At 69.0% G+C, this 24,157-nt stretch carries 25 protein-coding genes; 9 read left to right on the top strand and 16 right to left on the bottom strand.

Going from position 1 to position 24,157, the window contains the following annotated elements; genetic code table 11:
• Window positions 1-85: 85 nt before the first annotated feature.
• The 8 genes from whiA to OG205_RS46245 all read right to left on the bottom strand — a co-directional run bounded on the left by whiA (window position 86) and on the right by OG205_RS46245 (window position 7,386).
• Window positions 86-1,072: a DNA-binding protein WhiA gene (whiA, locus tag OG205_RS46280; protein ID WP_089912944.1), complete on the bottom strand. Its 987-nt coding sequence runs from the start codon at window positions 1,070-1,072 to the stop codon at window positions 86-88.
• Window positions 1,063-2,031: a gluconeogenesis factor YvcK family protein gene (locus OG205_RS46275; RefSeq protein WP_330278380.1), complete on the bottom strand. Its 969-nt coding sequence runs from the start codon at window positions 2,029-2,031 to the stop codon at window positions 1,063-1,065. Before OG205_RS46275 ends, whiA begins: the two co-directional genes overlap by 10 nt.
• A gap of 5 nt (window positions 2,032-2,036) precedes the next feature.
• Entirely contained in the window at window positions 2,037-2,894 is an 858-nt protein-coding gene (rapZ, locus tag OG205_RS46270) for an RNase adapter RapZ (RefSeq protein WP_442916871.1), read from the bottom strand.
• A gap of 265 nt (window positions 2,895-3,159) precedes the next feature.
• On the bottom strand, window positions 3,160-3,972 hold the full coding sequence (locus OG205_RS46265; RefSeq protein ID WP_330274060.1) for an HD domain-containing protein: 813 nt from the start codon (window positions 3,970-3,972) through the stop codon (window positions 3,160-3,162).
• Window positions 3,972-5,873, bottom strand: a complete 1,902-nt coding sequence (gene uvrC, locus OG205_RS46260) for an excinuclease ABC subunit UvrC (protein ID WP_330274059.1) — start codon at window positions 5,871-5,873, stop codon at window positions 3,972-3,974. Before uvrC ends, OG205_RS46265 begins: the two co-directional genes overlap by 1 nt.
• A 42-nt stretch (window positions 5,874-5,915) precedes the next feature.
• Window positions 5,916-6,383, bottom strand: coding sequence for a Rieske (2Fe-2S) protein (locus tag OG205_RS46255; RefSeq protein ID WP_330274058.1), 468 nt, complete (start codon window positions 6,381-6,383; stop codon window positions 5,916-5,918).
• 106 nt (window positions 6,384-6,489) lie between these two features.
• Window positions 6,490-6,888: a Rieske (2Fe-2S) protein gene (locus OG205_RS46250; protein WP_330274057.1), complete on the bottom strand. Its 399-nt coding sequence runs from the start codon at window positions 6,886-6,888 to the stop codon at window positions 6,490-6,492.
• A gap of 9 nt (window positions 6,889-6,897) precedes the next feature.
• A complete protein-coding gene (locus tag OG205_RS46245; protein WP_330274056.1) occupies window positions 6,898-7,386 on the bottom strand; it encodes a hypothetical protein in 489 nt (162 codons plus the stop codon).
• Window positions 7,387-7,769: 383 nt separating this feature from the next.
• Here OG205_RS46245 and OG205_RS46240 point away from each other — a divergent pair, with 383 nt between their 5' ends.
• The 4 genes from OG205_RS46240 (at window position 7,770) to OG205_RS46225 (ending at window position 11,100) form a co-directional block, all read left to right on the top strand.
• Window positions 7,770-9,203 carry a helix-turn-helix domain-containing protein gene (locus tag OG205_RS46240; RefSeq protein ID WP_330274055.1) on the top strand — a complete coding sequence of 478 codons (1,434 nt, stop codon included), beginning with the start codon at window positions 7,770-7,772 and terminating at the stop codon, window positions 9,201-9,203.
• Complete coding sequence (locus OG205_RS46235) at window positions 9,203-9,679, top strand: hypothetical protein (protein ID WP_319979175.1); 477 nt, start codon at window positions 9,203-9,205, stop codon at window positions 9,677-9,679. Before OG205_RS46240 ends, OG205_RS46235 begins: the two co-directional genes overlap by 1 nt.
• A gap of 105 nt (window positions 9,680-9,784) precedes the next feature.
• On the top strand, window positions 9,785-10,246 hold the full coding sequence (locus tag OG205_RS46230; protein WP_330274054.1) for a hypothetical protein: 462 nt from the start codon (window positions 9,785-9,787) through the stop codon (window positions 10,244-10,246).
• Window positions 10,243-11,100 carry a hypothetical protein gene (locus OG205_RS46225; RefSeq protein WP_330274053.1) on the top strand — a complete coding sequence of 286 codons (858 nt, stop codon included), beginning with the start codon at window positions 10,243-10,245 and terminating at the stop codon, window positions 11,098-11,100. The genes OG205_RS46230 and OG205_RS46225 overlap by 4 nt, the downstream gene beginning before the upstream one ends.
• Window positions 11,101-11,138: 38 nt before the next feature.
• Here the strand turns inward: OG205_RS46225 and OG205_RS46220 are convergent, their stop codons facing one another.
• Window positions 11,139-11,330 (bottom strand): S1 RNA-binding domain-containing protein, encoded by a 192-nt coding sequence (locus OG205_RS46220; protein WP_189155947.1) that lies wholly within the window; start codon window positions 11,328-11,330, stop codon window positions 11,139-11,141.
• Window positions 11,331-11,515: 185 nt separating this feature from the next.
• Between OG205_RS46220 and OG205_RS46215 the strand changes: the two genes are divergently transcribed.
• Together OG205_RS46215 and OG205_RS46210 are read left to right on the top strand one after the other, a co-directional pair.
• Window positions 11,516-12,478, top strand: coding sequence for a helix-turn-helix transcriptional regulator (locus OG205_RS46215; RefSeq protein WP_330274052.1), 963 nt, complete (start codon window positions 11,516-11,518; stop codon window positions 12,476-12,478).
• On the top strand, window positions 12,475-13,398 hold the full coding sequence (locus OG205_RS46210) for a sigma-70 family RNA polymerase sigma factor (protein ID WP_330274051.1): 924 nt from the start codon (window positions 12,475-12,477) through the stop codon (window positions 13,396-13,398). The genes OG205_RS46215 and OG205_RS46210 overlap by 4 nt, the downstream gene beginning before the upstream one ends.
• On the opposite strand, the gene OG205_RS46205 is transcribed toward OG205_RS46210, so the two are convergent.
• Complete coding sequence (locus OG205_RS46205) at window positions 13,358-15,124, bottom strand: LamG-like jellyroll fold domain-containing protein (protein WP_330274050.1); 1,767 nt, start codon at window positions 15,122-15,124, stop codon at window positions 13,358-13,360. The genes OG205_RS46210 and OG205_RS46205 overlap by 41 nt on opposite strands.
• A gap of 63 nt (window positions 15,125-15,187) precedes the next feature.
• On the opposite strand from OG205_RS46205, the gene OG205_RS46200 reads away from it, so the two are divergent.
• Genes OG205_RS46200 through OG205_RS46190 form a run of 3 tightly spaced genes read left to right on the top strand, consistent with a single transcriptional unit; the run spans window position 15,188 to window position 16,613 of the window.
• A complete protein-coding gene (locus tag OG205_RS46200) occupies window positions 15,188-15,907 on the top strand; it encodes a sulfite exporter TauE/SafE family protein (RefSeq protein ID WP_330274049.1) in 720 nt (239 codons plus the stop codon).
• Window positions 15,904-16,311 carry a hypothetical protein gene (locus tag OG205_RS46195; protein WP_330274048.1) on the top strand — a complete coding sequence of 136 codons (408 nt, stop codon included), beginning with the start codon at window positions 15,904-15,906 and terminating at the stop codon, window positions 16,309-16,311. The genes OG205_RS46200 and OG205_RS46195 overlap by 4 nt, the downstream gene beginning before the upstream one ends.
• 23 nt (window positions 16,312-16,334) lie before the next feature.
• Window positions 16,335-16,613, top strand: a complete 279-nt coding sequence (locus OG205_RS46190; RefSeq protein WP_330274047.1) for a hypothetical protein — start codon at window positions 16,335-16,337, stop codon at window positions 16,611-16,613.
• On the opposite strand, the gene OG205_RS46185 is transcribed toward OG205_RS46190, so the two are convergent.
• The 6 genes from OG205_RS46185 to OG205_RS46160 all read right to left on the bottom strand — a co-directional run bounded on the left by OG205_RS46185 (window position 16,558) and on the right by OG205_RS46160 (window position 24,116).
• Entirely contained in the window at window positions 16,558-18,171 is a 1,614-nt protein-coding gene (locus tag OG205_RS46185; RefSeq protein ID WP_330274046.1) for an alpha/beta hydrolase, read from the bottom strand. The two genes, OG205_RS46190 and OG205_RS46185, sit on opposite strands and share 56 nt — an antisense overlap.
• 87 nt (window positions 18,172-18,258) lie before the next feature.
• Window positions 18,259-19,854, bottom strand: coding sequence for an alpha/beta hydrolase (locus tag OG205_RS46180; RefSeq protein ID WP_330274045.1), 1,596 nt, complete (start codon window positions 19,852-19,854; stop codon window positions 18,259-18,261).
• A 63-nt stretch (window positions 19,855-19,917) separates the two neighbouring features.
• Entirely contained in the window at window positions 19,918-20,889 is a 972-nt protein-coding gene (egtD, locus tag OG205_RS46175; RefSeq protein ID WP_330274044.1) for an L-histidine N(alpha)-methyltransferase, read from the bottom strand.
• Window positions 20,886-21,611 carry an ergothioneine biosynthesis protein EgtC gene (gene egtC, locus OG205_RS46170; protein WP_330274043.1) on the bottom strand — a complete coding sequence of 242 codons (726 nt, stop codon included), beginning with the start codon at window positions 21,609-21,611 and terminating at the stop codon, window positions 20,886-20,888. Before egtC ends, egtD begins: the two co-directional genes overlap by 4 nt.
• 4 nt (window positions 21,612-21,615) lie before the next feature.
• Complete coding sequence (gene egtB / locus OG205_RS46165) at window positions 21,616-22,881, bottom strand: ergothioneine biosynthesis protein EgtB (protein WP_330274042.1); 1,266 nt, start codon at window positions 22,879-22,881, stop codon at window positions 21,616-21,618.
• Window positions 22,882-22,916: 35 nt separating this feature from the next.
• Window positions 22,917-24,116 (bottom strand): glutamate-cysteine ligase family protein, encoded by a 1,200-nt coding sequence (locus OG205_RS46160; RefSeq protein ID WP_330274041.1) that lies wholly within the window; start codon window positions 24,114-24,116, stop codon window positions 22,917-22,919.
• Window positions 24,117-24,157 lie beyond the last annotated feature (41 nt).

Genomic DNA, 24,157 nt, shown 5'->3' with positions numbered 1-24,157 from the left:
CCTGCAAGTCTCGTCCGCGATAGTCGCGGCCGAGGGCCGGGTCTATCGCCCGTGACTCTCATCGAACGGACCTGCAGGACGCGGTCTAGACCTCGGCCTCGAGCATGTCCGCCGTGACCGCGGACTCGGTGTCCGGCAGTCCCAGGTCCTTGGCCCGCTTGTCCGCCATGGCCAGTAGACGCCTTATACGGCCTGCCACCGCGTCCTTGGTCATCTGAGGGTCGGACAGCTGGCCCAGTTCCTCCAGCGACGCCTGACGGTGCGCGAGCCGCAGCTGCCCGGCGGCGGCCAGGTGGTCCGGCGCCTCCGGGCCGAGGATCTCGAGCGCCCGTGCGACCCGTGCGGCCGCCGCGACGGCCGCGCGGGCCGAGCGGCGCAGGTTCGCGTCGTCGAAGTTCGCCAGCCTGTTCGCAGTGGCGCGGACCTCACGCCGCATCCGGCGCTCTTCCCACGCCATGACGCTGTCGTGCGCGCCCAGCTTGGTCAGCATCGCCCCGATGGCGTCGCCATCCCTTATCACCACGCGCTCGGCCCCGCGGACCTCGCGCGACTTGGACGAGATGCCCATCCTGCGGGCCGCGCCGACCAGTGCCAGCGCCGCCTCGGGACCGGGGCAGGTGATCTCCAGCGACGAGCTGCGACCGGGTTCGGTCAGCGAGCCGTGCGCCAGGAAGGCGCCGCGCCACGCGGCTTCGGCGTCGCACACGCCACCGGACACGACCGGCGCGGGCAGGCCGCGCACCGGGCGGCCCCGCGGGTCGAGCAGGCCGGTCTGGCGGGCCAGCCCCTCGCCGTCCTTGACCACGCGGACGACGTACCGGGTGCCCTTGCGCAGGCCGTTGGACTGGATCGTGAAGACCTCGGCGTGATGGCCGTAGAGCGCCTGGATCTCCTTGAGCAGCCGACGGGCCGCGGAACCCAGGTCGAGCTCGGCCTCGACGACGACCCGGCCGGACACGATGTGCAAGCCCCCGGCGAACCTGAGCAGGGAGGACACCTCCGCGCGGCGGCAACAGGTCTTGGATACCGCGAGCCTGCTCAGCTCGTCCTTGACCGCCGACGTCATCGCCACGGGCTTGTCCCTCCCACTCCGGTCTCCTCGACCACTTGCCTCAGGCAACCGGCCAGTGCCTCCGGATCATGCCGCTCAGCGGCGTCCGGTGCGGCGATCTTGGCCAGATGCGTACGCGCACCCAGTGCCGAGGCGGCGCGCGTCAGCCGGTCCGGGGTGGGGACCGAGTCGACGTCCGCGATCACCGCGTCCACCTTCAGCTCGGGTGCGTGTTCGCAGACTACGTCCAAATGCCGCTCCGGAGAGAAACCAGCGGTTTCACCCGGTTGGGGGACGAGATTGAGCACAAGGACCTTCTTGGCCCGCGTGTGCACGAGCGCGTCGAGCAGTTCGGGCACCAGCAGATGCGGCAACACGCTGGTGAACCACGATCCGGGGCCGAGTACCACGACATCGGCGTCAAGTACAGCCTGTACTGCTTCCGGACAGCCGGCAGGTCGCCCGTTCGGGGCAGTCAGCCGGATGCGCTGCACCAACCCTGGCGTGGTCGCGATGGCGACCTGTCCCCGGATGCGCCGCACGTCCGTCTCGTCCTCGTCGAGGCCCACGACGTCGGCCTCGATGTCGAGCGGATCGTTCGACATCGGCAGCACCCTGCCCTTGACGCCGAGCAGCCGGCTCGTCAGGTCGAGGACCGCCACGGGGTCGCCGAGCTGCTCGAGCAGCCCGGCGATCACCAGGTTCCCGACCGCGTGGCCGGCGAGTGCCCCCGTGCCACCGAAACGGTGCTTGAACAGGGACGTCCAGCGCTGGCTGGCCTCGTCCTGTCCCGCCAGCGCCGCCATGGCCTTGCGCAGGTCACCCGGCGGCAGCAGGTCTTCAAGCTCCCGCCGCAGCCGCCCCGACGAGCCCCCGTCGTCCGCGACGGTCACCACGGCCGTCACGTCGTCGGTGACCCGTCTGAGCGCGGTCAGCGTCGCGTGCAACCCGTGTCCGCCACCCAAAGCAACAGCTTTCAACTTCGTCACTCACGTCCCAGATCCCTGTGCACGACCTTCACGGCCATGCCGTCCTCGCTAGCCAGCCTCGCGGCCAGCTCTTCGCTCAGGGCCACACTGCGGTGCTTGCCGCCGGTGCACCCGATCGCGAGCGTCAGGTAGCGCTTGCCCTCACGCCGATAACCGGCACCGATGAGCCTGAGCAGCTCGTGGTACCGATCAAGGAACTCGTCAGCGCCCTCCTGGGACAGCACGTAGTTGCGCACCTCACCATCCAGACCCGTCTGCTCGCGCAGTTCCGGGATCCAGAACGGGTTGGGCAGGAAGCGCACGTCCATGACGAGATCGGCGTCCATCGGCAGCCCGTACTTGTACCCGAAGCTCAGCACCGTGACCCGCGTGCGGGTCGCTGCCTCGGTGCCGAACGAGTCCTCGATCTTGGCCCGCAGCTGGTGGATGCTCAGCGCGGACGTGTCCAGCACCAGGTCGGCTTCCTGCTTGAGCGGCGTCAGCAGGATCCGCTCCGCCTCGATGCCGTCCTGCAGCCGCCCGTCCCCCTGCATCGGGTGACCGCGGCGCACCGCCTCGAAGCGGCGGATCAGCACGTCGTCGGTGGCCTCGAGGAAGAGCACGCGCGGCTTGTACCCACGCGCGTCCAGGTCCTTGATGATGGCGGCCAGGTCCTCGGTGAACGCGCGGCTGCGCACGTCCATGACGACAGCGACCCTGGTGATCGCCCCGCGCGCCTGAGCGCCGAGCTCGACCATGGTGGCGATGAGTTCCGGCGGCAGGTTGTCCACGACGAACCAGCCGAGATCCTCCAGGCACTTGGCCGCGGTGCTGCGGCCCGCACCGGACAGCCCGGTCACCACGGCGACTTCGATGCCGGACTTCTCCGCGTTCACGACTACGACTCCGTTACCTGTTCATGAGCGCTGCTGGGCGCTCTCGTTTGGGCAAGCTGTGTGCTGGGCTGCGCTCCTGTCGCGGCACGCCCGGCATGCAGTCTCCCCTGGAACGGCCCTCGCGCGCGGCAGGTTCGACGGTCGACACGGTCGCGCCGTGGCCGCGATCACGATCCTCGCCCGGTTCGCAGGGCACCCGCAGGACGAAAGTGACCACTGCGGCTGATGAGAAGGATGAGAGGCGTCACCTCGCGACCGGGTAGCTCGACTGGAACGCCAGCCGCGCGTCGGCACCCGACGCGATCCGGTCCAGCTCGTCGTCCAGCGCCATGAACACCTCCCACGCCTGCCGGCCCGCGGCCTCCGCGAGGTGTCCGGTGACCAGTTGCTCCAGATCCGGGACGCGCTTGGCCTTCCACACCTTGTCCGCGAGGCTGACCAGCAGGTCCTCCAGCCCCACGCCGTCCGCGGTCCACGACCCGTGCGTCCGCGCGAAGCGGGCCAGCCGTTCCTCGACCCCGCGAGCCCGCAGCAGCTCGTACCCCGCCGGCTCGTGATCCGAGCCCGGACCCGACAACTCGTTGGGGTGCAACACCTTCCCGATGTCGTGCGTGGCCGCGCCGAACAGCACCGCGGCCTGGTCGACGGTCACCGACGGGTGATGCCGCTCTACCCACGCGACGAGTTCGCAGGCCACGTCGTGCACGGCCCGCAGGTGCGCCACCAGGCGGGGCGAAGCCCGCAGGTCGGACAGCAGCGTCTCCGCGGCGGACGGGAGCGGGCGCAACGCCACGTCCTCGGTCATGGCGCGGCGGGCCGGCGGCTCGGCTTTCGCCGACACCGCGCTCTCCGCAGCCGTCGCACTTCTCGCGGGCAGCGACTCCGCGCTCCCCGACCGCGTGCCCTCCTCCGCTGTAGGAGAGCCGTCCTTCAGCTGCGTGATCGCGGGCATGGGCAGGTCCAAGGCGGGCGACTCGTGACCGTCGTCCGACGCCGACGCGGTGCTCGCGACTCCGGCGGCCTCCACCTCTACGCGACGGCCCGGCTCCCAAGCCATCAGGCCTTCCCGCCCGCCGAAGCCAAAGTGGCCACCACGGCCTCAGCGGTACGACGTCCCACCCCTGGAACGTCGCTGATCTCGTCCACTGTGGCCTGTCGCAGCTTCCGCACCGAGCCGAAGTGCTTGAGCAGTGCGGCTTTGCGCGTCTCGCCGAGGCCGGGCACCTCGTCGAGCTCGGAGGTGGTCATGCGCTTCGAGCGCTTCTGGCGGTGGTAGGCGATGGCGAAGCGGTGGGCCTCGTCGCGGACTCGTTGCAGCAGGTACAGGCCGTCGCTGCTGCGCGGGAGGATCACCGGGTCCGCTTCGCCGGGGACCCAGACCTCTTCGAGGCGCTTGGCGAGGCCGACGACGGCCACGTCGGTGATGCCCAGTTCCGTCAGGACGTCGGAGGCCGCGGCGGCCTGGGGGCCCGCGCCGTCGACCACCAGGAGGTTGGGCGGGTAGGCGAACTTGCGGGGCTTGCCGGTGTCCGGGTCGATGCCGGGGTTCGGGCCGCCGGACGCCGTTTCGCGCAGCATCGCCTGGAAGCGGCGGCGGACCACCTCGGCGATGGAGGCGACGTCCCCTTCCGTTGCCGCTTCTCGGAGGGCGAAGCGGCGGTATTCGGCCTTGCGGGCCAGACCGTCCTCGAAGACGACCAGGGAGGCCACCACGTCGGTGCCCTGGACGTGGCTGATGTCGATGCACTCGATGCGCAGCGGCGCGGTGTCCAAAGCCAACGCGTCCTGGATCTCCTGCAGCGCCGCCGAGCGGGCGGTCAGGTCGCCGGCCCGGCGGAGCTTGTGCTGGGCGAAGGCTTCGGAGGCGTTGCGGGCCACCGTTTCCATCAGGGCGCGCTTGTCGCCTCGTTGTGGGACGCGCAGGGCAACGCGCGAGCCTCGTTGTTCGGACAGAAGGTCTTCCAGAGCGGGGGCGTCGTCCGGGAGCACCGGCACGAGGACCTCGCGCGGGGTGTTCTCCGTGTTGTCGCCGTAGAACTGCATGATGAACTGGTCGACCAACGCGCCGTCGTCGATGGCCTCGACCTTGTCCAGCACCCAGCCCCGCTGGCCGCGCACCCGGCCGCCGCGCACGTGGAAGACCTGGACCGAGACCTCCAGCTCGTCCTGCGCGAACGCCATCACGTCGGCGTCCGTGCCGTCGCCGAGCACGACGGCCTGCTTCTCCATCGCGCGGCGCAACGCACCCAGGTCGTCACGCAGGCGTGCGGCGCGTTCGAACTCCAGCTCTTCCGACGCCTGCAGCATCTCGCGTTCGAGGCGGCGGACCATGTTGTCCGTCTTGCCCGCCAGGAAGTCGCAGAAGTCCAGAACGATGTCGCGGTGCTCGTCCGCCGACACCTTGCCCACGCACGGCGCCGAGCACTTGTCGATGTACCCGAGCAGGCACGGGCGGCCCATCTGGTTGTGCCGCTTGAAAACACCCGCCGAGCACGTGCGCGCCGGGAACACGCGCAGCAGCAGGTCGAGCGTCTCGCGGATGGCCCAGGCGTGCGCGAACGGGCCGAAGTAGCGCACGCCCTTCTTGCGCGGACCGCGGTACACGTGCAGCCGCGGGTAGTCCTCGTTCAGCGTGACGGCCAGCACCGGATACGACTTGTCGTCGCGGTACCGGACGTTGAAGCGCGGATCGAACTCCTTGATCCAGTTGTACTCGAGCTGCAGCGCCTCGACCTCGGTGGCGACCACCGTCCACTCGACGGAGGCCGCCGTCGTCACCATCTGGCGGGTGCGCGGGTGCAGCCCGGCCAGATCCGCGAAGTAGGAGTTCAGCCTGCTGCGCAAGCTCTTCGCCTTGCCGACGTACACGACCCGGCCACCGGCGTCGCGGAACTTGTAGACGCCGGGAGCCTCAGGAATCGTGCCCACGGCGGGGCGATACGTCGAGGGATCTGCCACGCCGTCAAGACTATCGACGTGGTCTGACAAAAACAGAAAGGGTCAGGTCAGGACCACCTGGTCGCCGTCGACCTTCACCGCGACCGCCCGCAGGCCGGACGTCGCGGGCCCCTTCTTCACCGAGCCGTCGGAAGCACCGAACTGGCTGCCGTGCGAAGGGCACGTGATGGTGCCGCCGGCGGGTTCCGCGACCACGGAACCCTGATGCGGGCACGAGGCGTCGTACGCCTTGACCTCGGTGGCGGAGATGCGCGCGACGACGATCTTGCGGCCACCGGGGGCGTCGACGACGGCACCGCCGCCCTCAGGCACGTCGGCCAGCGCGACCAGGGCCGTACCGGCGGAACCGGCGGCTCCCGACGTGGGTTCCGACCCTCCGGCGGAGGTGGGAGACGAGCCCGTGGACGAACCCGTTGAACTGCAGGCGGTCACGAGTCCGCTGGGCACCGCGAGGGCAACCGCGATTCCGCAGAGCGCCGCTCGCCTGCTGACCAGACTTTCGGTGTTCACGACCGATCCTCCGTGGTGGTGGGTGTTCGGGGTCACACCACAGCATTACGCGGAACGGTCAGTGAGAGTTCATTCAGGAGCCCAATGCACAGCAAATGCACAGGTCTCAGGAGAGCACCAATTCATCGCCTGAACGAGCGATCGCGACCTCGGTCAGTCCCGAAGTCGCAGGTCCTTTGCGGACGGCGCCGCTCAAAGGGTCGAAAGCGCTCCCGTGCAACGGGCAGGTGATGACTCCGCCGGCGGGAGGATTCACCAGGGAACCGACATGGGGACACGCGGGATTGAACGCGCGGAATTCACCCGGTCGAGGTTGCACGACCAACAGCTGGGCGTTGCCGGGCATGTCCACCAGCAGGCCACTGCCCTCGGGCACCGAGGACACCGCGACGACCCGATCCCCGGGCTTGGCGGTTCCGGCGCCACCCGCCTTGCGAGGAGCGGGCTCGCCACAGGCGCTCAGAGCGGCGGCGAGCCCACACAACAACACTGATCGACGATCCACGAGCACCGATTATCGGCGGTGGTCCTCCGCGGTGGCCTGCCGGGCCAGTGCCAGCACGGCGGTGAACGGCGGGAACCAGTGCCGCGAGTGCGACGGCGGGTTCGCCCAGCGCAGCGATCCGTACCTGGTCATCGTGGGTGGGAGCGCGATCCGGTGGGGCGAGCGCACGAACTGCACTTCCGGCGGCGCCTTGAGGTGCGTGGGCAGCAACGCCACCAGCTCCGCGAGGAAGATCCAGTGCTCGCGGGGGCCGGGGATGACCGTGACCGGTCCGGCGAGCATGCGCGACTTCAGGTCGGCCAGCACTCGCGAGCCGATCCGAGCCGGCATCGCCAGAGCTGTCGTGGCGGGGCCAAGTGGTAGGAACACACCCTGCTCGGTGACGGTCACCTGCCAGCCGAGCAACCGGTAGCCGGCGACGGCCTCCCCGATCGCACGTGCGTGTCCCCTGTTCTGTGGGATCCCGGACGTGCCGGTCTCCGCGGTAGTGAGGCTCATCGGCGGTTGTCCTCCCCGTTGGGTGGGTCAGGCACTGGCCACGCCACGGGGATCGACCCGCGGCCTGACGTTGTGCAGGGTGCTTCTCACTTCCCGCCAACACCACTCGCCTGTTGCATGAGCCTCATGCAGCGGACGTATGAAGCTCATCCGCCGCACGGGGGCACCAGGACTGCGACACGCGAATCCATTACGTCTTATGCATGAGATGGATGGACTGACGATCACACGTCCGTACACTGGGAAAACGCTCAGTGACGGGGGCGAGGCCGATGGATGCAGCGAGACCCAAATCCAGACGCGCTTGCCCGTGTGGGGCGTTCATCGCCGCCGACAACTCCGATCGGCTGTGTCACCGGTGCCGCCGCAACGCTCGTGCGGACGTGCACGGACCACCTGAGGTCCCCAACGACTTCTGGGACCATCCCGCGATCGCGGCGGCGTGCATCGACCGCGACATGGGCGCGCTGATCTCCGCGTACCGGCATCACCCCCAGCACCTGAGCAGGGTCACGCAGGACCGCATGGCGGCGTGGCTCGGCATAAGCCAGGCGCAGCTCTCGCGTTACGAGTCGGGCGAGAACCAGATCGACCGCCTCGACCGGCTGCGCCATTTCGCGGTGGTGCTCGGTGTTCCGGGCGAACGACTGTGGTTCGACCGAGTCGTCATCCCAGCTCAGGTGGGCACCCCCATCACGGGCCCGCCAGACGTGCTCGCCGCCCCGTGGGAGGCGACGAGCATTGCCCGTTCGGTCGAGGAGACGGCGAGGAGCGACTTGGCGATCAGCAGACGAGCGGCGCTCACCGGAGCCGCCGCGGTGACGGTGGGGTCAGCACTGGTCGAACCGCTGCAGCGGTGGTTGCACCCCCTGCAGAACCTGTCGAAGTGGTCGTCGCACTCGGCGATCAGCGAGGAGGAGCTCTTCGCGTTGCAACGCGTGGCCGACGGCCTGCGCGGCTGGGGAGGCCGCGGCGGCTACGGACTGGCCCGCAAGGCGGTCCTGGGGCAGCTCGACGAGCTGGCCGAACGCCTGGGCCGGGCACCGTCCGGCCCGACGACGGAACGCGCGTTCTTCATCGGCGCCGAACTGTCGAAGGTGGCCGCGAGCATGTCGTTCGACGCCGGCCTGCACAACGCGGCCCAGCGCTACTACGTGCTGGCCGTCCGCATGGCCAAGGCCGGCCACAACGACGGCTTCGCGGCCCTGTGCCTGGCGGCCATGGCGAGGCAGATGTTCGACCTGGGCCGCCCGGAGGACGGCTTGGAGCTGGTCCAACTGGGCCAGTACGGCACCCGCCGGACAGGCACGCCGACCCTCAAGGCCCTCCTGCTCACCCGCGAGGCCTGGGCCTACGCCCAGATGGGCAGGACACGGGAGTTCCACCAGGCCGTGGGGATGGCGCAGGACAGCTTCGCGCAACGCGACGCGAACGGCGAGCCGCGCTACCTGCACAGCTTCGACGAGGCCGAGCTGGAGGGCGTCATCGGCGCCCGCTGCCGCGACCTCGCCATGCACGATCCGACCCAGGCCGTGTTCGCCGAACAACACATCCGGCGCGCCCTGGAACTGCGAGACCCGTCGAAGGTGCGCAACCGCGCCTTCGACGTGATCGGACTGGCGCGCACCAAAATGGTCGCGGGAGACCCGGAGGCAGCGTGCGGGTTGATCAACGAGGTCCTGCCGACAGCGGCGAAGCTCTCCTCGGGCAGAGTCCTGCGCAAGCTGGAGGACTTCGCCAAGGAAGCGGCACGGCACCGCCACATCCCCGCCGTGCAGGACACCAGGGACGCGATCAGAGCGATCCGGACCGCTTGATGCGCGTAGGCATCACCGGCCACAGCAACCTGGTCCCCGAGTGCGTCCCCGCCGTCCAGGCCGCCATCACGGAGGCACTGACCCGGCTGGGCACGGACCTGGTGGGCGTGACCTGCCTGGCGCCGGGCGCCGACCAGGTGTTCGCCCGCGCCGTCCTGGCACTCGGCGGCCAGGTGGAGGTCGTCCTCCCGGCCCTGGACTACCGCGACCGCCTCAAGCCGCACCAGGTGGCCGACTACGACGAACTGCGCGCCGCCGCCACGGTGGTCAGCGTCCTGCCGCACATGTCGAGCGGGCGCCTGGCCTACGTGGCGGCGAACGAACGCATGCTCGCGTCGGTCGAGGTGCTCGTGGCGGTGTGGGACGGCGTGCCGGCCCAGGGGAAGGGCGGCACGGCGGACGTGGTGGAGCAGGCGCGGGCGTCCGGGGTGCCGATCGAGGTCGTGTGGCCGGACGAGGCACGCCGGAAGTCGTGACGAGCCGAGACGCGCTAGGCCGAGTGAGGGAAGTTCGTCGGCAACCGGACCAACTCCCCTCACAGGCCTAGCCGCGCCCACCCGGCTTGATCACGATTTCGGGGCATGGCAGCCGATCCGTTCGCCCGCCTGGCCGACCGCCAGCAGTCCCTGCGAACAGCCTTACGAGCCCTGAAAGCCGCAGGCCCCGGCAGCCCCGACTTCCACACCCTCCTCACCACCACGAACGCCGAGGTCGACGCCGTGATGGCGGCCCGCAAGGACGTGGAGGCGGCCAGGCTGACCGTCCCGAACCGGGCGATCGCCGCCGGCACCACGGCGGCGGCCCTGATCGTCGCCGTGGGCTGGTTCGACGCCTGGTCGCTGCTGTCGCTCCTGCTGGCGGTGGCGACGGCCGCTGCGGTCCTGGTGGACCCCGTCGGCCGCACCATCTGGGAACCGCGGGCGAGGACCGCGGCGATCAGCGCGGCGCTGGCGGCCACTCTGCTGACCCCGCTGGCCAGCGGCTGGGCGGCACTCGTCACGGCAGCGGGCATCGCCTGGTGGGCCTGGAGGACGCTCCGATGAACATCGACCCGGTCAAGGCACTGGACGACAAGATCGAGCGCCTCAAGAAGGAGCTGAAGTCCCTCGAGACCCGCATCGACCACGCCCAGACCGAGGCGGCGCACACCCAGCTGAGCCAGACGAACCAGCTCAAGGACAACACCCGCAAGCTCACGAAGACCAACGACCGCGTCACCGAACTGGCGGAGAGCGTCCACCGGCTCGAACGCCTCCTGGTGGCGCTCAACAGGAAAGTCCGGGCGGGCGAGACCCAGAAGGCCGACTTCGACGACTGGCCGGAGGTGGCCGAGCCGCTCATCACGCAGATCCTGGCCGGCCAGGAAGCCTACGCGCGCAGGACTTTCACTCCGCAGGAAGCCAAGGACACCCGCAAGGCCATCGCCGAGTACGACCGCCGAGCACTGGAGGCGATCGACGCGGCCGAGGCCCTGACGCATCTCCCGCCGACAGCGGAAGCGTTGTGGCGCAAGAACTACAGGCAGTGGCGGGCCATCACGACCCAGGAACGGCCAGAGGCACCGGACGACGACACGTACGCCAAGGACACCGTTGCCAAGTCGGCCGGCAACGAGGCCATCGCGCGGACGAGACGGCTCATCCGCGCCCGCATCGAGGACGCGGTCGCGCGTGATCTGCTGTTCCCGGCGTGGTTCGAGAACGTGCTCGGACCCGCCGCGCCTCCCGGCAGGGCGGACGATTGGCTTTACACCGCAACGGATGTCGTGTTGTACCGGCTGCTGCACGGCGTCACGAGTCCCGCGGACGCGCTGGGTCCGGCGCCCTCAGAAGAAGGGCACCGCAAAACCCTGCACGACCGCCTGACCGGCGAGTGCGCGGACTACCGGAAACCGTGAGAAAGCCCGGGCAGGGCGCCTCTGCCCGGGTGCTCAACTCACGCCAGCTCCAGGCTGAACCGCTGCTGCTCCGCGTCCACCGCGAGCACCTTCACCTGCACCGAAGCACCGACCTCGGCCTGCTGGCCGTGCAGGAGCCCGTGTGCACCGGCGGGGTGCTCGATGAACGAACCGAAGGGAACGGTCGAGACGACCTTCCCCGAAAAGACATCACCAACGTTGGGAAGCATTGCGCATCACCTCCTCTCCCAAGCGCGCGTATCCCGAACTACGGATAGGCGCGGGGATGGAGGGGCCCTGATCAAGTCAGGGCCGGGCAACCGTTCCGCTCACGGCACAAGGCCGACCCGGCAGTCATACCGGCAACCCTAACCAGCACAGGCCGTTGTCCGCAATGGAATCTAGACTCCGTCACATGCTGGAGACGTCCGCACGGCTGCTGAAGCTCCTGTCCCTGTTGCAGGTGCGGCGTGACTGGACGGGCCCGGAACTCGCCGGGCGGCTCAGCGTCGACGTGCGCACGATTCGCCGGGACGTGGACAAGTTGCGCAGTCTCGGTTATCCCGTCACGTCACTGCCCGGTGCGGCCGGCGGGTACCAGCTCGGGGCGGGGGCGGAACTCCCTCCCCTGCTGCTCGACGACGACGAGGCGGTCGCCGTCGCGGTCGGCCTCAGGACGGCGGCGAACGGCTCGGTCGCGGGCATCGAGGAGACGTCGGTCCGCGCTCTCACGAAGCTGGAACAGGTGCTGCCGACCCGGCTTCGCAGGCGGGTGCAGGCACTGCAGGCGCACACCACTCCCCTGACCGCGGCGGGCCCGACCGTCGACGCGGAGACGCTCACGATCATCGCCGCCGCCTGCCGCGACCACCAGCAGCTGCGGTTCACCTACGCCTCAACGCAAGGCGAGCCCTCGAAGCGGCTGATCGAACCGCAGGGGCTCGTGCACACCGGCCGCCGGTGGTACCTGGTCGCGTGGGACGTGTCCAAAGAGGACTGGCGAACGTTCCGGGTGGACCGCATCACCGAGGAACCCACTCTCGCCGCGCGCTTCCCGCCCCGCACGCCACCTGCCGAGTCCCTGGGCGACTTCGTGTCCCGGCAGGTCGCCTCCAGCGTCTACACCTACCAGGCAGTCCTCACGATCCACGCGCCGTTGCAGACCGTCGCGGAACGCACCACGCCGATGTCCGCGGCGCTGGAACCGATCGACGAGAACTCGTGCCTGATGCGCACGGGCGCCGACGCTCTCGAACGGATCGTGTTCCACCTGCTGTTCCTCGGCTTCGAGTTCGACGTGCACGAACCGGTGGAACTCAGGAACTACATCGAGATCCTCATCGGCAGGATGCAGAACGCGGTTAGGGTGCAGGGGTGACAGCGACAGTGGACTTCGCGACCGCCGCGGACCCGTTCAGACGGGAGCTTCTCGCGCACTGCTACCGGATGCTCGGCTCGCTGCACGACGCCGAGGACCTGGTGCAGGAGACGTACCTGCGCGCGTGGAAGGCGTACGGCAAGTTCGAGGGCCGCTCGTCGGTGCGCACCTGGTTGTACCGCATCGCCACGAACGTGTGTCTCACCGCGCTCGACGGCCGGACGAGACGCCCGCTGCCGTTCGGGCTCGGCACCCAGGGCGCCACGGAGACCGACCCGCTCACCCAGGACCACGAGATCCCGTGGCTGGAGCCGTTCCCGACCGATCCGGCCGCGATCGTCACCGAACGCGAGTCCACCAGGCTGGCGTTCGTCGCGGCCCTGCAACACCTGCCGCCGAGGCAACGCGCGGTGCTGATCCTGCGCGACGTGCTGAAGCTCAGCGCCGCCGAGACCGCCGACGAGCTGGACATGACCGTGGCGGCCGTCAACAGCGCTCTGCAACGGGCACACGCGCAGCTCAAGGACCTCAGCGAGGACGAGATCGTCGAGCCCGCGGACGCGAAGCAGCTGCTCGACCGGTGGGTGAAAGCCTTCGAGGCCAAGGACATCCCGGCGATCATCGGCATGTTCGCCGAGGACGTCATCTGGGAGATGCCTCCGTACCCGCAGTTCTACCGAGGCCCGGACATGGTCGCGTGGCACCTCACGAACCAGTGCCCGTCGGTCCCGCACGGCGCCAGGATGATCGCCACCGAAGCGAACGGCCAGCCCGCTTTCGGTCTCTACCTGCGAGCGGAGGACGGCGTGTTCCGGCCGTTCAACCTCCAGGTGGTGGAGGCATCCGACCGGATCACGCGCGTCTCGTCGTTCTTCGACCTCAGTCTGTTCCCGAAGTTCGGGCTGCCTTCGACCGCATGAACTCGGAACGGTCGAGCGGCCGGTTCACGATCCGCATGTCGCCGATCCAGCCGTGCAACGACTTCTCGACGACTTTGTCGTACGCGTAGGCGCCGACGAGCCACGGGTCACCGGCGGTCGAGATGCCACGGGCGGGTGTGGACGGGTTGCGCAGCAACGGAGATCCGTCGACGTACATCGTGGTGTGCACGCCGTCGTTGACCACGGCGACGTGCCACCACGTCTCGTAGTCCATCTCGTGGCCCCAGTTCGTGGAGGTGCCCGGGAGGTTGCGCGGGAACACCGCCCACTGCAGCTGACCGCCTCCGGCGACGTTCAGCGTGGCGATCGGCTCGCTCGGGTCGTCCCCGGTCTTGCCGGCCGCCGAGCCAGGTGCGAGCTTGGTGAACAGGCCGCACCACGGGTGGTCGAAGCCCGCGGGAAGCTTGAGGAACAGCTCGATCGTGTAGCCGCGTTCGAACGTCTCGCGGTTGACCGGCGCGGAATCCACAGTGGACAGGTAGCCGGTCTTCCCGAAGTACAGCGAACGGTGTGAGGGCGCGAACCGGTGGTGCTCGTCCGAGGCCGTCAGCGGACCGGTCTGCCGGAGGTCGTTCCCGTTGCCCGACAGGTCCTTCAGCCCTTCGCCGAGCCGCCAGTACGCGACCGTGCCGCGCACGAGCACGTCCCTGACCGGCTGCGCGGGAGGCAGCACCGGCGGGTCGAAGCGGGCGAACCGCTGCTCGAAGTCGATCGGCACGCTGAACCGGTCGGCCGGGCCCGTCAGCTCGGTCTCCCTGCGTTCCAACGGGTTGAGCGACCTCTTACCGAGCAGCCACGGCGACAGCGTGCGGACGTCGACCACCCCGCGGTCCAGGTCGAAGTGGTACAGCCGGATCATCGCGCCGCCGCCGTAGTAGCGGTCCTGGTAGTTCGTGATGTGCACGTGCACGTCGTTGCCGGCGGTGTTGCGCAACGTCGCCCGTGCCGGCGGCCAGAAGTGCCCGTTCAGCGTCAGGAAGATCTGGTCGTTGTCCTTGATCAGCTCGTCCCACAGCCTGCGGCCGTAGTCGGACATCACCGCGGCACCGTCACCGCCGTCGTGAACGAGTTCGTGCGTGGTGAGGATGACGGGAAACTTGGCGTGCCGGGAAAGCACCGAGCGCGCCCACTCGAACCCCTTGGCGGACATGCGCCAGTCCAGCGCGAGGACCAGCCATTCCCTGCCGCCCGCGCGGAACACGTGGAACGAGTTGTAACCGTCGGCGCTCGCCCCGCGGAACGTCGGCGAGGTGCGGAACCGCTGCGGCCCGAACCTGTCGAGGTACGGCGTGCGGCCGCGCTGGTCGTCCAGCCGCGAGTCCGGCACGTCGTGGTTGCCCGCGAGCACGCTGTACCCGATCCGGCGGCGGTCGAGCACCTCGAACCGCTCGCTGATGTCGTCGATCTCGCTCTTCTGGGCGTTCTCGACGAGGTCGCCGAGGTGGCTGATGAAGACGATGTTCTCGGACTTCTGGCGGTCGATCAGGTACTGGAGCGTGGCCTTCAACGGCGCCGAGTCACCTCGGTCGAGGTCGAACATGTACTGCGTGTCCGGGATCACGGCGAGCGTGAACCGCCGTGTCTCCGGGTCGGGACGGCCGTACCCGACAACGTTGTCAGCGCTGGCGGAACCAGGCGTGACCAGGGCGGCAGCGGCGGCGGTCGCACCGGTGCCGAGCAGGAAGGAACGGCGGGACGCGGTCATGGCGCGGAGCGTAGGTGTGCTGGGCCAACAGCAGGCGAACAACGGTCGATAGCATCGCGAACTATGTCCTGGGGGTTGCTGCTCACAGCAGGTGTGGTCGTCGCGGCCGGGGGCCTGCTGCAGGGCCTGATCGGCTTCGGCCTGGCGCTGGTCGCCGTCCCGTTGCTCGCACTGCTCGATCCGGCACTGCTGCCGGTGCCGGTGCTGATGATCGCCGCCACGCACGCGTCGATGGCGCTGGCGAGGGAGTTCAGCCACGTCGACTGGCGCGGCGTCGGCTGGGCGATGCTCGGCCGCCTGCCCGGCACCGTCGTCGGCATCTGGATCGTCGACGCACTCGACCCGAAGGGCTTCGGGCTGGTCGTCGGCGGCTCGGTGCTGGCGTGCGTGCTGCTGTCGATCACGACCTGGCGCCCGGAACCCCAGCCGAAGTCCCTGGTGACAGCCGGGTTCGCGAGTGGATCGTTCGGCACGGCCACGGCGGTGGGTGGTCCGATGGTCGCGCTGCTCTACCAGAACCAGGCGGGGCCGCAGGTCAGGGCGACGCTCGCGGCGTTCTTCGTGCTGGGCTCCGGTGCGTCGATCATCGGCCTGCTCGTCGCCGGTCAGGTCAGCGCGCACCAGCTGTGGACCGGGGTCGCGCTGGTCCCGTTCCTGGTCGCCGGGTTCCTGCTTTCGGGGCCTTTGCGCAAGAAGTTCGACGCCAAGGGCATCCGGACGCCGATGCTGGTCGTGGCGGGGACAAGCGCCGTGGTGCTGATCGTCAGGAGCCTGCTGTCGTGAAGATCCCCACGTGGGCCGTGCTCGGGATCTGCGCACTCGCGGCGCTGACCGTGATCGCGAACGCGCCGATGATCGACGTGTGCGCGCAACCCGGCGCACGCTGCGGCACCCAGCCGGACTGGTACACAGGCGAGGAAAGCGTCACCACGCTGCGCGGTGTCGAGATGAGCGCGAACTTCGACTTCCTCTACGACTACAGCCTGCTCTGGGTGGTCGCCGCGGCGGTGCTGATGTGGGCGGTCGTGCGGCGATCCTGGGCCGTGTTCGCCACGGCCGCGTTGTTCGGCCTCACCGTGTGGCTGCGGCCCTCGTACTCCGCGTACCTGCTGATCATCGCCGCCGCGGTGGCGGTGCTGTACGAGCACCGCCACCGCTGGCTGCGAAGGGGTCAGGCGAACGGCTGAACGTTCGGCTGGGCGATACCAGGATGCGCACGGCTGTCGCGGCCGAGGTGTACGGCGTGGCGGTCTGGGCGATACCCGAGCAGGCTCCACTCGTCCTGATCATCGCCCTGGCGATCGCACTCGGGCTCGGAATCCGAGCTGTCGCGACGAAGAACGGCTCCGACGCGGCCGTGGCCCTGGTTTCCCTGGCCACGGCCACGCTGACGCCGTTCCTCAGTGCGGGAGTGCTGCTGGCTTACGTGGTGATCAGGCGAACGGCTGCACGTTCGGCTGGAACGTCGAACCTTCAGCCGGCGGAATGAGGTCCACCAGGTACTTCGCGACCGCCGCGTCCGTTCCTGCCGAGCGGCCCAGGATGCAGTGCCCGAACGCGTCGACGCTGATCAGGCGCGCGTTGCCGAGCTGCTTGGCCATGCGCTGCGCGAACAGGTACTGCGTCGCCGGGTCGTAGTAGTTGCCGACCACGACGATCGGGTTCTTCGTCTTGCGGTTCCACGGGCCGATCCAGCGGTCCGGGTTGCGCGTCGGCCACGTCGCGCAGGTCAGCAGGTCGGACGCGGCCTGGTAGCGGCCGAACGTGGGCGACTCCTTCTCCCACTTGGCCGCGGTCTGAGCCCAGTTGCGATTGGTGCGGGAGAACGGCTTGTCGATGCAGTTGACGCCGTAGTACGAGTCGTCCGCGGTGTACGGGGTGTCCGGCAGCGGGTCGACGTCCATGCGGCCGCCTGCGTTGTTCAACGGCGCGGCCAGTTCCACAGTGGTCTGAACGCTGAAGGCGAGCGACGGGTTCAAGGCGTTGTGGACGCTCTGCAGCCAGGTGGCCAGCGGTGCGATCCTGGCGATCGAGTACAGGTCGCCCGCTACCCGGCCCACGACGTCGGACAGCGTGACCTTCGTGCCGTCCGGCAGCGTCGCCGGAGCCTTGCCGAGCGCGACCTTGAGTGCCTCGAACTTGCCGCGGGCGTCACCGGCGAACGCGCACTTCGCGACACCGGCGGAGTCGCAGCGCTTCAGCATCGCGTCCAAAGCGATCTCGAAGCCGTCGGCGCGCTGGCGGTCGTACTCGGCGCCGTTCGTCAGGCGCAGCCGCGGGTCGACGTTGCCGTCGATCACCATCGCGCGCGTGCGCTGCGGGAAGATGTTCGCGTACGTCGAGCCGATCAGCGTGCCGTACGAGAAGCCGACGAAGTTGAGCTGCTGGTCGCCCACGGCTTCGCGCATGACGTCGAGGTCGCGCGCGACGGCCTCGGTCGACATGTGGTTGAGCAGCGGACCGGCGTTGATCTTGCAGTAGTCCGTGTAGGCCTTGGACTGCCTGATGGAGCTGGCGATCTCGTCCTTCGTGATGGGCAGCGAGAACCAGCCCTCGTTGACCGAGTCGGCCTCCTCCTGGGTGCGGAAGCAGCGCATCGGCGCGCTGCGGGCCACGCCACGCGGGTCGAAGCCGATGACGTCGAACCGGTCGAGCACCGACGGCTGGAAGTAGTTCTTCGACACGGCGCCGCGGATCAGGCCGGAGCCGCCGGGACCACCGGGGTTGAGGAAGATCGAACCGATCTTGCGCGAAGGGTCGCCGGCCGGCCTCTTCATCATGGCGATGCCGGTCTTCTCACCGCGCGGGCGCGAGTGGTCGACGGGCACCTCCTGGACCGCGCACGTGAGCTTCGCGCGCTCCTCGGGCGTCACCGTGGCGGGAAGGGTGGCGAGCACGTCGGCCGCGCACTGCCCCCAGGCAGCGGGCTTGACGGCGGGATCGGCCTGGGCGCTCGCCGCGCCCAGGCCGGAAACGACGGTGCCGAGCACGAGGGCGCTCGCGAGCGCCGCGCGCACAACACGCGGAGAACTGGAAGATGACGTCACGGATGCACCCCATCACCCAGCGTGCACAGTTAGTACCCGCCTATCGTCGGGTTGTGTCCCGACGACAGGCGGCGCACCCACGAGAAATCAGAACGGCTGCGCGTTCGGCTGGAAGACCTGGCCGTTGGCAGGCGCGGTGAGGTCTACGAGGTACCTCGTCACCGCCGCGTCGGCGCCGGCCGAGTCACCGAGGATGCAGTGCCCGAACGCGTCGACGCTGATCAGGCGCGCGTTGCCGAGCTGCTTGGCCATGCGCTGCGAGAACAGGTACTGCGTCGCCGGGTCGTAGTAGTTGCCCACCACGACGATCGGGTTCTTGGTGTGGCGGTTCCACGGGCCGATCCAGCGGTCCGGGTTGCGCGTCGGCCACGTCGGGCACGTGAGCAGGTCGGACGCGGCCTGGTAGCGGCCGAAGGTGGGCGACTCCTTCTCCCACTTGGCCGCGGTGGTGGCCCAGTTGCGGTTGGTGCGGGAGAACGGCTTGTCGATGCAGTTGACGGCGTAGTACGAGTCGTCGCTCGTGTACGGCGTCTCCGGCAGCACCCGCACGTCGGCCTTGCCGCCCAGGTTGTTCAGCATCGCGGGAACGTCCACAACGGACTGAACACCCAAAGCAGAGGGGTTCTGGGCCACGTGGATCGACTGCAGCCACGCGGTCAGGGCCTTGAACGTCGTCGGGCTGTACAGGTTGCTCGACGTGCGGCCGACGACGTCGGTCAGCGTCACCTGCGTGCCGTTAGGCAACGTCGTGGGCGCCTTGCGCAGCGACTCGCGGATGTTGTCGAACTTCTTGCGGGCACCCCCGGCGAACGCGCACTTCTCGACACCGACGGAGTCGCAACGCTTCAGCATCGCGTCGAGCGCGATCTCGAAGCCACGAGCACGCTCACGGTCGTACTGCGCGCCGTTGGTCAGACGCAGCTGCGGGTCGACGTTGCCGTCCAGAACCAGAGCACGCGACTTCTGCGGGAAGATGTTCGCGTAGGTCGCGCCGAGCAACGTGCCGTACGAGAAGCCGACGTACGTGAGCTGCCTGTCCCCCACGGCTTCGCGCATCACGTCGAGGTCGCGCGCGACGGCCTCGGTCGACATGTGGTTGAGCAGCGGACCGGCGTTGATCTTGCAGTAGTCCGTGTAGGCCTTGGACTGCCGGATCGAGCTCGCGATCTCGTCCTTGGTGATCGGCAACGCGTACCAGCCGACGTTCACCGCGTCGGCCTCCTCCTGGGTGCGGAAGCAGCGCAGCGGCGCACTGCGGCCCACACCGCGCGGGTCGAAGCCGATGAGGTCGAACTTCTCCAGGATCTCCGGCGTGAAGAAACTGGAGCCGTACGCGCTGTAGATCAGGCCGGCGCCACCGGGACCACCGGGGTTGATGAACAGCGAGCCGATCTTCTTCGCCGGGTCGCCGGCGGGGCGCTTCATCATGATGACGCCGGTCGAGTCCCCGCGCGGCCGCGAGTGGTCGACGGGCACCGCCTGGATCGCACAGCTGACCTTGGTGCGTTCGGCGGCGGGGATCTCGGCGAGCACGTCCGCCGCGCACGGCCCCCACGCGGCGGGTCTCACGGTGGAGGCGGCTTCGGGCTGGGCTGACGCGCTGCCCAGGCCGGTGATGACGGTACCGAGCGCGAGCGCACTGGCGAGCGCCACGCGCACGGCACGCGTTGATGCAGGAGTCATCGATGCAGCCCATCACTGAGCGCGCACCGCGTGAACCCGCCTATCGTCGGGTTGTGGCCTGGGTTACACCGCTTGGGCCAGCGAGACCGCGAACCTGCCCTCCGAATCGGTCCACCACCGGTGCAGCGAGAAGCCGCCGTCCGCCAGTTCCTGCTTCACGCCGTCCTCGCGGAACTTGGCCGACACCTCGGTCCGCAGCTCCTCGCCCTCGCGGAACTCGACGGTCAGGCCGAGCTCGGCGATCGTCACCCGCATGGCCCGCTTGGCCCGCAGGCGCATCTCGATCCATTCCTGCTCGGCGTTCCACAACGCCACGTGCTCGAACGCCTCGACGTCGAAGTCTCCGCCGACCTCGCGGTTGAGCACGTTCAGCACGTTGCGGTTGAACTCCGCCGTGACGCCCTGCGCGTCGTCGTACGCGCGCACCAGCGTGCCCGGATCCTTCACGAGGTCCGTGCCGAGCAGCAGCCACTCCCCCGGCTCCAGCACGTCGCGGACCGTGCGGAGGAACTTCTCCCGTTCCTCCGGGATCAGGTTCCCGATCGTGCCGCCCAGGAACGCCACCACGCGCGGCGATTCACCTGGAAGCAAGCTCAAATGCTGCGTGAAGTCACCGACCACGCCGTGCACGCGCAGGCCCGGGTAGTCCGCGATGATCGCGTGCGCGGCCTCGGTCAGCGCGGACACCGACACGTCCTGCGGCACGAACTCCTTGAGCGTTCCGTGCTCCCTCAGTGCGCTGAGCAGCAGCCGCGTCTTCTCCGACGAGCCGGAACCCAGCTCCACCAGCGAATGCGCGCCCGTCGTCGCCGCGATCTCGCCCGCGCGCTCGGCGAGCACCTCTCGTTCGGCACGGGTCGGGTAGTACTCGGGCAGTCGGGTGATGTCCTCGAACAACGCGCTGCCGACGGCGTCGTAGAACCACTTCGGCGAGACCCACTTCGGGTCCGCGGTCAGTCCGGCCCGCACGTCGGCACGTAGCGCGTGTGCGGCGTCCTCCGGCTTGAGATGAACGTCCAGCACCGGCTCGGTCATATCGGTCGAACCTCCACAGTGGATGGATCGGCGGTGACCACGTGCCGGTCGGGGATCTCCCGCCAGCCCGGGTCGTCGTCGAGCGGCTCGGACGCGAGTGTCACGCCCTCGCCTTTCTGCAGCACCCACAGGGCGTGTGTCCACGTTGTCCCCACGAGCACTTTTCCGTTGGTCAGCAAGAAGTTCAGGCGCGACTTCGGTGCCACGTCCGCGACCTCCCGCACGAGTTCAACGAGCGTCTGGGCCGGGTTCTTCCCTGCCTCCAGACGACGTCTGAGGACCGTCCACAGCAGCGCGGAGTCGGTCGGCGCGTCCATCGTGAGCACGTCGGTCACGTCGAGCGTCTTCGCCAGCCCCGCCACGGTGTGCGGCCAGCCGTCGACGCGTCCGTTGTGGCTGAACAACCACGTGCCGTCGGTGAACGGCGCGCAGGCCGCGTCGGTGACCGGCATGCCCGTTGTCGCCGACCTGACCGCGGCCAGGAAGGCCGTCGATTCAGCACCCGCCAGTTGACGCAGGTTCGCGTCGCTCCACAGCGTTCCGGCGCGCCGGTACCGCACCGGGCCGGGGAACCAGCCGACGCCGTAGCCGTCGACGTTGACGGTTCCCCCGGCCCTCATGTCGGCCGGTGCGTACGACTGGTGCTCCAACGAGTGCGGTGCGTCGAAGAGCAGGCTGCCGATGGGCACGGCGGTGCCCAGGTAAGCCAGATGGCGGCACATCGGGTCAGGCGTCCCTGGCGCAGCGGAAGCCGGAGAAGATCTGCCTTCTGATCGGGTAGTCCCAGTTGCGGAACGTCGAGCGGACCGCCGACTTGTCGGTGCCGAACGAGCCGCCGCGCAGCACCTTGTAGTCCGGTCCGAAGAAGACCTCGGAGTACTCCTTGTACGGGAACACCTCGAAGCCCGGGTACGGCCCGAAGTCGCTGGAGGTCCACTCCCAGACGTCACCGATCAGCTGGTGCACGCCGCTGGGCGACGCCCCCGCCGGGTAGGCGCCGACCGGGGCCGGGCGCAGGTGTCGCTGGTTGAGGTTCGCGTGGGCTTCGGTCGGTTCCTCGTCGCCCCACGGGTAACGCCGGGTCTTTCCGGTCGCCGTGTCGAACCGGGCCGCCTTCTCCCACTCGGCCTCGGTAGGCAGGCGCTTGTGAGCCCACCTCGCGTAGGCCTGTGCCTCGTGGAAGCACACGTGCACAACGGGTTCGTCCGGCACGATCGGCTCGGTCACGCCGAACGCGGTGCGCACGAACGAGTTCTCCTCGCGCTGCCAGAACCTCGGCGCGACCAGCTTGGCCTTCGTCCGGTGTTCCCAGCCCTCGTCCGTCCACAGGCGACGGTCGTCGTACCCGCCGGCCAGGATGAACTCGGCGTACTCGCCGTTCGTGACCGGTGTGGTGTCGATGAAGAACGAGTCGACGTGGACGGCGTGCGCGGGGCGTTCGTTGTCGAGCGCCCACGGTTCGTCCGAAGTGCCCATTTCGAACGGTCCGCCCGGAATGAACACTTCCGTTAGAGGAACCAGGGTTCCAGCAGGCGGCAAAGGTGCGTGCAACACCGGTTCGCCGGTGCGCAACTGGTGCGTGGCCAGCATTGTCTCGTCGTGTTGCTGCTCGTGCTGCACGATCATGCCGAACGCGAAGGCGTTCTCGACGAGCCGGCTGCCCTGCAACGGCACCTTCTCCAGCACGTCGAACACCTTGCCGCGCACGTCGCCGACGTACTGGCGGGCCTCACGCGGGTTGAGCAGCGGCAACTCGGGCCGCACGCTTCGGGAGAACTTGAACGCGTCGTAGTACTCGTCGATGTCGCTGCGCACCGGTTCGCGTCCGCCGACGTCGCGAACGAGCCACAGCTCTTCCTGGTTGCCGATGTGCGCCAGGTCCCAGACCAGCGGCGACATCAGTTTCGAGTGCTGCCGGACGAGATCGTGCTCGTCGACGGCGTCGGTCAGGGCGGTGGAACGCGCGCGCGAGCGCGACAGTTCCTCCGCCACTGTCTCGCGGAGGCCATCTGCATCAATTTGGCGGGTCACAGCTTCCCCTCAAGCTCCCGGCTGATGGTGCTGATCTGTTCGTCGGAGAGTCCGGTGCGGGGCAACGCCTCGATGCCCAGCGCGACAACGTCTCTCGCGGCCTTGGCGACGCGTTCGTCCGCCATCCCGTGCCGTGCGGCGGTGAGCCACCGCCCGGCGGCCCGTTCCGTCGCCGCCAGCACACCGTCCACAACGGACGGGTCGCTGAACAGCGCGACGAGCAGCGCACTCGGCGCGATCCACCCGCCAGGCGCGGGCGTGTCGAGGTATCTGATCTCGATGTACCCGCGCGGCCGGACCGGCGGGAACATCAACGACATGTGGTAATCGAGGTCGTCGCTGGTAGGGACCCGATCGTGTGCCCCGTTTATCCAGTCGGCAAACGTCATGGGCCGCGGCGGAATCCAACTAGGACCGGGACCGCGCACCACGATGACGGGTGTGTCCACGACTCTTCGCGCATAGGCCTGGGCCGGATCGGCACACACAGCACTGGGTCTGGTGCGCACGGGATCGCAGCCGTAGAGCGTCCGCATGCGTGCCGACGCCCAGCCTTCGTGCATCCCGCCGATGCTCGGCGAGTTCGCGAACAACGCGATCATCACCGGCCCGAGCTGGTGCACGGCCGCCCACCGGTCCTGCAGGTACTTCTGCTCGCCGAAGTCGAGGCACACCTGAAGACCCGCGGTGTTGCACATCATCGAGATGCCGTCTTGACCGAGCGCGCCGAACGCGTGCTCCATCGCGGCGTACCGAGGCACCTGAAGCATGCGCGTAGGTCTGCGATGCAGGTCAGAGCCTCGTTCGCCGAGCACGAGACCGTGGTCGGCCAGCATGGCGGTGAGGTGGGAGATGTCCTGGGAGACCGTCTGGAAGAGGTCCGGGAGGCTGGTGCAGGGAGGTGTGGAGATCTCGACCTGCCCGCCCGGTTCGACGGTCAAAGGGGTGCCGCTGGGAAGCGGCCGCTGGGGGCTGTCCGGAACGAGTGTCGGCGGCGCGTGCTCCCCGAGAGCTGCCGCCAGCCTGTGCCTGTCGAGCTTCTGAGCCGGATCTCCGGCGTGGTGCACGATCCATTCGAGCTCCACGCCGAACAGCCTCGGAGGCCCGTGCTTGAAGCAGACCGAGGCCACGTAAGCCTCGGCCTCGGCGCGGTCGGCGAACCTCGCCGGCGCCCGTTTGTTACGCAACGCAGTCACGCTGCCACACTCCCCGTGATCGTCTGGCCCGTTCGACGCTA

This window comes from Lentzea sp. NBC_00516, assembly GCF_036346835.1.
Lineage (GTDB): Bacteria > Actinomycetota > Actinomycetes > Mycobacteriales > Pseudonocardiaceae > Lentzea > Lentzea sokolovensis.
Note: the sequence above shows the minus strand (reverse complement) of the source record. Positions and strands in the feature narration are given on the sequence as shown.

Excerpts from the sequence above, each read along its gene's own strand:
- OG205_RS46265 (WP_330274060.1), bottom strand. The coding sequence starts at position 3,972 with ATGGCTTGGGAGCCGGGCCGTCGCGTAGAGGTGGAGGCCGCCGGAGTC.
- OG205_RS46245 (WP_330274056.1), bottom strand. The coding sequence starts at position 7,386 with ATGAGCCTCACTACCGCGGAGACCGGCACGTCCGGGATCCCACAGAAC.
- OG205_RS46235 (WP_319979175.1), top strand. The coding sequence starts at position 9,203 with ATGCGCGTAGGCATCACCGGCCACAGCAACCTGGTCCCCGAGTGCGTC.
- OG205_RS46230 (WP_330274054.1), top strand. The coding sequence starts at position 9,785 with ATGGCAGCCGATCCGTTCGCCCGCCTGGCCGACCGCCAGCAGTCCCTG.
- OG205_RS46225 (WP_330274053.1), top strand. The coding sequence starts at position 10,243 with ATGAACATCGACCCGGTCAAGGCACTGGACGACAAGATCGAGCGCCTC.
- OG205_RS46220 (WP_189155947.1), bottom strand. The coding sequence starts at position 11,330 with ATGCTTCCCAACGTTGGTGATGTCTTTTCGGGGAAGGTCGTCTCGACC.
- OG205_RS46215 (WP_330274052.1), top strand. The coding sequence starts at position 11,516 with ATGCTGGAGACGTCCGCACGGCTGCTGAAGCTCCTGTCCCTGTTGCAG.
- OG205_RS46205 (WP_330274050.1), bottom strand. The coding sequence starts at position 15,124 with ATGACCGCGTCCCGCCGTTCCTTCCTGCTCGGCACCGGTGCGACCGCC.
- OG205_RS46200 (WP_330274049.1), top strand. The coding sequence starts at position 15,188 with ATGTCCTGGGGGTTGCTGCTCACAGCAGGTGTGGTCGTCGCGGCCGGG.
- OG205_RS46190 (WP_330274047.1), top strand. The coding sequence starts at position 16,335 with ATGCGCACGGCTGTCGCGGCCGAGGTGTACGGCGTGGCGGTCTGGGCG.
- OG205_RS46180 (WP_330274045.1), bottom strand. The coding sequence starts at position 19,854 with ATGACTCCTGCATCAACGCGTGCCGTGCGCGTGGCGCTCGCCAGTGCG.
- egtD (WP_330274044.1), bottom strand. The coding sequence starts at position 20,889 with ATGACCGAGCCGGTGCTGGACGTTCATCTCAAGCCGGAGGACGCCGCA.
- egtC (WP_330274043.1), bottom strand. The coding sequence starts at position 21,611 with ATGTGCCGCCATCTGGCTTACCTGGGCACCGCCGTGCCCATCGGCAGC.